The 8,281-nt window shown below is 69.1% G+C and carries 9 protein-coding genes; 6 read left to right on the forward strand and 3 right to left on the reverse strand.

What is annotated here, in order from left to right:
• Together VIM19_16695 and VIM19_16700 are read left to right on the forward strand one after the other, a co-directional pair.
• Nucleotides 1-248, forward strand: a 248-nt coding sequence (locus VIM19_16695; GenBank protein HEY5186494.1) for a hypothetical protein, incomplete at its 5' end; no start/stop codon positions are given.
• Nucleotides 249-573: 325 nt separating this feature from the next.
• Nucleotides 574-879, forward strand: a complete 306-nt coding sequence (locus VIM19_16700; GenBank protein ID HEY5186495.1) for a hypothetical protein — start codon at nt 574-576, stop codon at nt 877-879.
• A 312-nt stretch (nt 880-1,191) separates the two neighbouring features.
• On the opposite strand, the gene VIM19_16705 is transcribed toward VIM19_16700, so the two are convergent.
• Together VIM19_16705 and VIM19_16710 are read right to left on the reverse strand one after the other, a co-directional pair.
• Nucleotides 1,192-2,478, reverse strand: coding sequence for an ISL3 family transposase (locus tag VIM19_16705; GenBank protein ID HEY5186496.1), 1,287 nt, complete (start codon nt 2,476-2,478; stop codon nt 1,192-1,194).
• 593 nt (nt 2,479-3,071) lie between these two features.
• Nucleotides 3,072-3,641 (reverse strand): DUF1269 domain-containing protein, encoded by a 570-nt coding sequence (locus VIM19_16710; protein HEY5186497.1) that lies wholly within the window; start codon nt 3,639-3,641, stop codon nt 3,072-3,074.
• Between the two features lie 443 nt (nt 3,642-4,084).
• Between VIM19_16710 and VIM19_16715 the strand changes: the two genes are divergently transcribed.
• On the forward strand, nt 4,085-4,858 hold the full coding sequence (locus tag VIM19_16715; protein HEY5186498.1) for a potassium channel family protein: 774 nt from the start codon (nt 4,085-4,087) through the stop codon (nt 4,856-4,858).
• A gap of 99 nt (nt 4,859-4,957) precedes the next feature.
• The gene (locus VIM19_16720) at nt 4,958-6,388 is read left to right on the forward strand and encodes a DUF2252 domain-containing protein (protein ID HEY5186499.1); all 1,431 of its coding nucleotides are present in this window, start codon (nt 4,958-4,960) and stop codon (nt 6,386-6,388) included.
• Between the two features lie 54 nt (nt 6,389-6,442).
• Here VIM19_16720 and VIM19_16725 read toward each other — a convergent pair whose 3' ends face one another.
• A complete protein-coding gene (locus tag VIM19_16725) occupies nt 6,443-6,961 on the reverse strand; it encodes a MarR family transcriptional regulator (protein HEY5186500.1) in 519 nt (172 codons plus the stop codon).
• Between the two features lie 85 nt (nt 6,962-7,046).
• Here VIM19_16725 and VIM19_16730 point away from each other — a divergent pair, with 85 nt between their 5' ends.
• Together VIM19_16730 and VIM19_16735 are read left to right on the forward strand one after the other, a co-directional pair.
• Nucleotides 7,047-7,967, forward strand: coding sequence for an NADP-dependent oxidoreductase (locus VIM19_16730; protein ID HEY5186501.1), 921 nt, complete (start codon nt 7,047-7,049; stop codon nt 7,965-7,967).
• A gap of 222 nt (nt 7,968-8,189) precedes the next feature.
• Nucleotides 8,190-8,281: nitroreductase family deazaflavin-dependent oxidoreductase (locus tag VIM19_16735; GenBank protein ID HEY5186502.1), on the forward strand; the 92-nt coding region annotated here is incomplete at its 3' end.

Genomic DNA, 8,281 nt, shown 5'->3' on the forward strand with positions numbered 1-8,281 from the left:
GCGACCCGCACGACCGCCGGCGGGTCATCGTCCGCCGGACCGGCCTGGGCACCCGGGCGTACCACGCGGCGGTACGCGCCGACGTCGCGGACCAAATCGTGCGCGAGCGGGTAGCCGACCCGGAGGGCTTCCGCGCCGCGCTGGTCGGGCTCATCGAGCAGCTGCCACATCCGGCCCCGGACGACCCGCTCGCACACCCCGACCACGGCCCGCGTCTGGACGCGAAACCGGCGCCGCCGGCGTCCTGAGCGCCTGCAGCCGAGCCCGACCCGCAGCTCCCCGCGGGCTCGCTGGTCGGAAATACCAGCGCGGGAACAACGTGCATCCCGCGATCCTCGCCGCCCCCGCAGCTTCCTAACAGCCCTGCGATCGAACTCCAGCAACGCGCAGCCGAGGCCCCCAACTCCTGGCCCGACGCCGGACCGAAACCGAGCAAAGAAGCCTGAACCCCAGGCGACCACGAGCTCACTACCTGCCGTTGCGGGGCGCATGGGAATGGTGTGTCGGAGGACCTCCCTTCACTAGGTGGGTGGGGTCGCATCGACGCCGATGAAGTCACCATGAGGTGCCGGGATGCGCTGGAGTGAAGTCGAGGAGTTCGCCGCCGGGCTGCCCGGCGTGCGCTTTCGGCGCCAAGACGGACTGCGACTCTGGCGGCTGCACGGCCGCCTCGTGGCCCGGCAGCTCGATACGGACCCCCGAGCGATCCGGATCTCGTTCGACCTGCGTCCATCGTTGCTCATCCGGTTCCCTGGCACCTTCTCGGTGCCTGCGCGGTTCGAGAAGCACATGATGATGATGGCCGAACTCACCGATGCCGAGCCGGGTGACGTCGAACAGGCTCTCGAAGGCGCTTGGGCTCTGCAGTCACATGGCTGACTGAGGCATCGCCGTCCCGGATGGACATACCTGCTCAAGCAGCGGACTGACTTTGCACTGCCGATGCTCAACGTTGAGCCGGAATCAGGCCGTGACCGGTCGTCTGCACCACCTCGTCATCGACAGCCCCGACCCTCGCCGGTCTCGCCGGCTCCTACGCCGGACTAGTCGGTCTGCCCACTCCTCTCGGCTCGATCAAACCCGCAGTACATCGTCGCGCATAACGCCGACGAAGGCGGCACGACGCGTGCCCGGCCCAGGCCCAGGGCGCCAATCGTCGGCCCCCTGATCAGAGCAAATTTGTGGTTCTCCTCACCTTTCTGTGGGCAGCGTGATGGTGGGTCCGCCGCAGCAGAGGTAGATCATCGCGATGAGGGCGGTGGCGCTGTGGTGTCCGTAGCCACGGTGGTTGATGAGTCGGATCTTGCTGTTGAGGCCTTCGAGTTTGCTGTTGCTCAGGCCGAGTTCGATGGCGGCGAGGATGCGTTCACGGTTGGCTCGGACGGTCTTGGACAGGGTGAGGAACGCGGGGATGCGGCTGCGGCAGGACCAGGCCAGCCACCAGTCGAGGTGCCCGGGGGCGTCGCGGGGGTCGCGGAGGCGGTAGAGGTCGCGGAGTCCTTCCTTGAGTTGCCAGCAGCGGTAGAGCACCGAGTTGGTCCGCCGCAGTTCTTGGAGCACGTCGAGCTGGGACGGCAGCAGCTGGTCGGGGTCCTTCAGCAGCGCCCATCGGCTGTGCTTGACGCATCGGGCCTGGTCCCGCGGCGCTGGTGCGCTGTCCGCGGGCGGCCGCCCGGGTCCGCGCCGTGGGGCGGTCTTGGCTTTGTCGCGTTCGAGGTTCCAGGCCCACCGGCGGGCCTTGTTGATGGCCTCGTTCGCGAGCGCGACGAGGTGGAACGGGTCGACGCATTGGCGGGCCTGCGGGGCGTGGGTGTCGGTGGCCTTCGCGAACGCGGCACCGAGGTCCATGCTGACCGCTTCCAGTGCCGCGCAACCACTGTCGCCGAGCTGGGCGTAGAACGCGCCCAGGGTCGCGGCGTTCTTGCCCTCACCGGCCCAGACCACCTTGCCCCCTTCGTCGTGGTCGGCGACGACGGTCAGGTAGCGGTGCCCGTTGCGGTAGGAGACCTCGTCGACCCCAATCCGCAGCAGCCCGGCCAACCGGCGGTCATCGATGGCCTCGGCGACGACCCGGGTGACGATCCCCGCGACGGTCTCCCACGAGGTCCGCAGCATCCGGGCGATCGTGGTCTTATCGACGCGCTGCGCCAACCAGGCGACGACGTCCTCGAAGTCACGCGAGTGCCGCGCCCGCGGCCGAGCCCACGGCACCGCCTCGGTGACGACCCGGTCGCACCGCCGGCAGTGCAGGCGGCGGATCTGCGCCTCGAGGAACAGCTTGCTCGCACCCAGGTCCAGGTGCCGCCAGCGCCGGGCCGAGGTGTCGTAGGTGCCCGTGCCCTTCGCACCGCACGGGCACCGGGGACGACCGGGACGGCGACGCAGCCCGACCACGACACCCTCCGGGGCGAACTGCACCGAGGCCACCGAGGCACCCGGGATGGCCAACATCAGGTTGAATGCGGTGGTGACGCGCACGTGCGGCTCACTTCAGGGATCGGTTGCTTGGTCGCTCCGAAACCTACGAGCCCGTACGTGCGCGTCCTCACGCCGGCCCTCAGCGACACCGATCACCAACCACCGCAACCCATCGACGGCCCTAGCGACCCCCCGGAGACCCACGGAAAGCCGAGGAGTCCCAAATTTGTCACAGGACTCTTCAAGACCGGCCACCATGGGGTGGCAGCCCCTGGACATAACCGCGTCAGAGGCCTGAAGCCAGTTCCAGGTAACCCCCCGAGGACCCCTTGGGGCGCCTGAAAATCGGAAGGTCGGCGGTTCGACCCCGCCCCTGGCCACCACGTAACCGCAGATCAGCAAGCCGCGCAGGACGGCGTCCAGGGCAGCCGTGGCGCCGCACACGTCGTCCTCGAACATGTGGGCGTCGACACACCGATGTCGACGTCGAGGCCGTGGCCTGACGCAATCGTCGGCAGCCCCGCACGACCACCCGGCTGGCGCACTTCACGACCTTCACGGCACGCGCCTATGGCTGGACGGCCCCACTCCTGATCGGTGCGCGGGTGCGCGCTGAGCCCGCCCAGCGCGCACCCACTCGGCTGTAGTGATCGTTAGGCGTCTTCTGAGCCGGCGTCCTTGGCGGCGGCCTTGATGTCGTCCGCGGCGACCTTGTCGATGGCCTTCTCGACGATGGCGTCGGCCTTGTCCAGAGCCTTGCGGATCTCCACGGCACCGGGGTCGGAGACCAGGGCCAAGATCCCGGAGTGCCCGGGGGCGATCGCGTCCTGCAGCTCCGCCTCGAGCTCGCTGCGGTGGTGCAGCTCCCTGGCCTTGCCGACACCGGCGCCGGCTGCGCCGAGCACCGCGGCGCTGCCGATGATCGACGGGGGGAACAGCACGCCGAGGACGACCCCACCGACGACGCCCCACCTCAGCCCGTGCCGGGTGCTGTGGTCGGTCGCCTTCTGGATCTCCAGCGTGCCGTCCGCCTCGCGCTTGACGACGAGCACGCCTTCGATCTCCACGCGGCGGCCATCCTCGACGGACTTCAGCGCCTCGTAGGCCTCCCACGCGGTGTCGGTGTCGGGGAAGTCGGCGACGAACAGCGTGTACGCACCGTCGCTGATCGCTGCGGCGGCAATGACCTCTGACTGGTCAGCGGTGCTCTGGTCTTCTGACATCGGACTCTCCTCTTTCGGTGACAGCGGCGAGCGCTAGCTCATGCTCCTTTCGATTGACCCTAGACCGGTCCTCGGCAGGGTGCGCCCCGAGTCGGTTCGGTGGTGATGTCCGGGGTTGGTGGGAACTCCCGTCAAACGATGTGCACGGCGCGAGCCACCACGAGGGCGACCAGGGACAGGGAGATCGCTGACTCGGTGACCGTCAGGAGTTACGTCCGCTGCTTGACCCCTGACACGTCGGTGGACTCACGAGCGGTAGTCGTTGGGATCAGCACCAACTGAATCGGGCAACGACGGCACCGAGCAGCACGTTGTTCGCGTCGGTCGCACGAGGAGACGGACCGGGCGGCATGCTTGTCCGCATTCACTGCCAGGAAGGTCGTTGATGTCCGCCCAACGAGTCGTCCCAGGCCGAGCTGGGTAACACCGGGTACGAGATCTTCATTGGGGCGCTGTCGGTCCTGTCGCTGGTGAACATCGTCCTGATGTCGGTGTTGCGGGACGACGCCACCCAGCAGGTGGTCTACGCCCTCGACGCCCTCCTCAGCATCGTGTTCCTCCTCGACTTCCTGGTCAGGCTCCGCCGGGCACCCGCACGTGCCGACTATGTGTTCCGGCAGTTCGGCTGGGCCGACCTGCTTGCCAGCCTCCCCTTTCCGCAGGTGAAGATCCTGAGGATCTTCCGGCTCATCCGGGTGGCGCGACTGCTGCGTCGGTACGGGGCCCGGAACATCGGCAGGAGCCTCATCAAGGACCGGGCGGGCAGCGCCCTGCTGACCCTGCTGCTCATCGGGATCCTGGTCCTGGAGTTCGGCAGCCTGGTGATGCTGATCCTGGAGAGGAACGCACCTGGGGCGAACATCACGACCGCGTCGGACGCCCTGTGGTACGTCATCGTGACCATGTCGACGGTCGGCTACGGCGACCAGTACCCGGTCAGCAACGCCGGCCGGGAGCTGGGCACGTTCATCATCGTCGTCGGAGTCGGCATCTTCGGCACCCTCACCGGTTACCTCGCCAACCTCTTCCTCGCCCCGCGGACGGAAGGTCCGGCGAAGCAGGACGAGACGGCGGACCACAACGCGATGCTCAAAGTCCAACACCTCCAGCAGCTGCTGGAACAGCAGCAGGTCGCTCTGGCGCAACTCGAGCGCGAGATCGGCGACGGCCGAGGAGCCGACTCTGGCGGTGTGAGGGCTTGCCGGGTGGGACAGTGAGGAGGAGCAGGTAGCGCGATTTCGTGTGGTGACGGGGAGGTTGGGGGAGCAATGAACAGTGAGGGCTCGCTGAGCGGTCCGAGTTCGTCGTCTCGGGGTGTGGCTGACGTTGCGGTTCCGGCGCCCGCGAGGAAGCTGGCCCACCTGAGCCCGCAGGAGCGTGGGGCCAGGGGGAAGGCGGCGCGCAACGAGGTGCCCCGGTCCAGTCATGGGCGGTGGGAGCCGGCGGTGAACCGGCGGGACCCGATCGAACTGCTGGAGGAGCAGGCGGCCAGCCGGGTGCCCGAGCTGGTTCCGATCCGCTATGGCCGGATGCTGGTCTCGCCGTTCACCTTCTACCGGGGCGCGGCGCTGATCATGGCGGCTGACCTGGCCGCGACTCCCCGCTCGGGGTTGACCGTGCAGGTCTGTGGGGATGCGCACCTGTCGAACTTCGGGGTGTTCGCCTCGCCGGAGCGGCGGGCGATGTTCGACATCAACGACTTCGACGAGACGCTGCCCGGCCCGTGGGAGTGGGACGTGAAACGGCTGGCGGCGAGCTTCGAGGTCGCCGGCCGGGACCGCGGGTTCACCCCGGCGCAGCGGCGCGGGATCGTGATGGCCGGGGTGGCGGAGTATCGGAGGTGGATGAGGCAGGCCGCACAGCTGCGCAACCTGGACGTGTGGTACGCCCACATCGAGGTGGAGGCGCTGTTTGAGCAGCTGAGGAAAGTGGCCACCGCCAAGCAGCAGGCCAAGGCGCAGGCGAACTTGGCGAAGGCCAGGACCCGGGACAGCATGCAGGCGTTCTCCAAGCTCACCCACGAGGTCGGCGGGGAGCGCCGGATCGACGCGGACCCGCCGCTGATCGTCCCGATCGAGGACCTGATGCCCGCCGGCGCGGAACGTGAGCAGGTCGAAGGCGAGCTCCGAGGGCTGATCCGGTCCTATCGGCGGACCCTGCAGACCGACCGGCGGCACCTGCTCGAGGACTTCGACTACGTGCACGCCGCCCGCAAGGTCGTCGGTGTCGGCAGCGTCGGCACCCGGGCCTGGATCCTGCTGCTGCTCGGCCGCGATGGCGGTGACCCGCTGTTCCTGCAGGCCAAGGAGGCCCAAGAGTCGGTCCTGGAGCGGTTCGTCGGCAAGAGCCAGCACGCCAACCACGGCCAGCGAGTGGTGGCCGGCCAACACCTGATGCAGGCGGCCAGCGACATCTTCCTCGGCTGGCAGCGCGTCACCGGGTTCGACGGGCAGGTCCGTGACTTCTACCTGCGCCAGCTGCGGGACTGGAAGGGCTCCGCCGACGTCGACACCATGGCCGCTTCGCTGATGACCCTGTACGCGCGGATTTGCGGGGCGGCTCTGGCCCGTGCGCACGCCCGCTCCGGCGACCGGATCGCCATCGCGTCCTACCTGGGCACCAGCGACGCCTTCGACCGGGCCATCGCCGACTTCTCCACCGCCTACGCCGACCAAAACGAACGCGACTACCAGACCCTGGTCGACGCAGTCAGCACCGGCCGGCTCAGCGCGCAGACCGGCCTGTAACCGCGGGCGGCCAGCTCGAAGGGTTCCCCTCTGTGTGGTTCGGGCGCGGCGTTCTCAGGACGGCAGCGTCCAGCTTCGCCGGGGGTCGAGGCGGGGCATGACCCGAGCGCCAATGTCGGTGAGAACCGACAGTTGCTCAGGGGACAAAGCGTCGAGGAGCAGCTCACGTACGGTCCGGACGTGGCCGGGGGCAGCGGCCGCAACCTTGGCCAGCCCAGCGTCGGTCAAGGTGGCGTTAGTACGACGGCCGGCGCCGGAGCAACGTCGGCGCTGAAGGTATCCCCGCTTCTCCAGCCGGCTCGCCACGTGCGACAGCCGTGACAGCGACGCGGACGAGATGGCGGCCAGCTCGCTCATCTGGATCGTGCGCTCGGGCAGCTCCGACAACATCGCCAGCACCGTGTACTCGAAGAAGGTCAGATCGGCGTCGCGCTGTAGTTGGGCGTCCAGCGCGGCGGGGAGCTTCATCATGATCGCGGCCATGGCCATCCAGGCCAGCCTTTCCTCGCAGGTGAGCCAGCGCACGTCATCGTCGGTGCCGGCGGGGACAACGCCGGCGTTTGAGTCGGCCATTGGGCCACCGTACCAGCGAACTTGACGCGTCAAGTTGGAGGACTAGGGTCAAGTTGATGCTTCAAGTTTCTACCTGGAGGTACCGATGAAGGCACTGGCGATCGCGGGCAGAGACGCCGCCCCGGCGGTGGCGGAGATCCCGACCCCCGAACCGGCTACGGGCGAGGTGCGCCTGAGGCTTGAGGCTGCCTCGGTCAACGGGTTCGACCTGGCCGTGGCCGCCGGATACGTCTGGGACGTCATGCCGCACGAGTTCCCGGTGGTGCTGGGCCGCGACTTCGTCGGCACCGTCGACGCGGTCGGCGCCGACGTCACCCAGGTGAAGGTCGGCGACCGCGTCGCCGGACTCATCGCCGGTGGGCTTGGCGCCGGTGGGATCGGCCAGAGCGTCGTGGCTGCGGCTGACTCACTCGTCGTCGTGCCCGCCGGGCTGTCGTCGGTCGACGCCGCCGCGGTCGGTCTAGCCGGTATCGCAGCTCTGGACGCGGTGGATGCCGCCGGCGTCACAGCCGACGACACGGTGCTCGTCTCCGGTGCCGCGGGCGGCGTCGGTTCGCTGGCGGTGCAGCTGGCGTCCGCGCGCGGTGCCGCCGTCATCGCGACCGCCCGGCCCGGTGAGCAGGCCGACTTCGTCAGCTCGCTCGGCGCCAAGCACGTCGTCGACTACGCCGGTGACGTCGCGGCCGCCGTCCGAGAGATCGAGCCGGACGGGGTCGACAAGGTTGTGCACGCGGCCGGCGACCCTGCCGCGCTGGCCACCACGCTGCGAGCCGGGGGCGTGCTGTCTTCGCTCGTCGGCGCCGCCGCCGAGCAGCTCGGGCGTGCCGACGTCACTGTCACCGCGGTGATGGCCCACGCCACGCCTGAGAAGCTCGCTGACCTGCTGGCCCAGGTAGCCGACGGTCGGCTGCAGGTGCACGTCGGCGCCACCGTCCCGATCGAGCGGGCCGGCGACGCGCTGTCCGCGTTCAGCGGCACCCTCGGCAAGGTGATCGTGACCGGCTGACCGAGCCTCCAAGGGCGAGAACCGCGAGACCCGAAACCGCACAGCCCAGATGGGCGATGCAGCCGCACCGAAGTGAACGCCACCAGGGCTTCCTCGACGGGATCAGGATCCCGCTGGGCTCGGCCGCCCCGGCAACCCGGCGCCAGTGCCGCCTACGATCGCTGTGCGCACCGAGCCGGAACCACATCAGGCTGCCGGTCCCGTCGAGGCGAGGAGGGGAAGATGCTCATCACTGGCGAGTACGAGCCGAGCGCGTCGACGTGGGTGGCCGGTCAGGTCGCCGAGTACGAGGCCTCGGGCGGCACGCGGGCCAA

Source organism: Actinomycetes bacterium, from assembly GCA_036510875.1.
GTDB lineage: Bacteria > Actinomycetota > Actinomycetes > Prado026 > Prado026 > DATCDE01.

Excerpts from the sequence above, each read along its gene's own strand:
- VIM19_16700 (HEY5186495.1), top strand. The coding sequence starts at position 574 with ATGCGCTGGAGTGAAGTCGAGGAGTTCGCCGCCGGGCTGCCCGGCGTG.
- VIM19_16710 (HEY5186497.1), bottom strand. The coding sequence starts at position 3,641 with ATGTCAGAAGACCAGAGCACCGCTGACCAGTCAGAGGTCATTGCCGCC.
- VIM19_16725 (HEY5186500.1), bottom strand. The coding sequence starts at position 6,961 with ATGGCCGACTCAAACGCCGGCGTTGTCCCCGCCGGCACCGACGATGAC.
- VIM19_16730 (HEY5186501.1), top strand. The coding sequence starts at position 7,047 with ATGAAGGCACTGGCGATCGCGGGCAGAGACGCCGCCCCGGCGGTGGCG.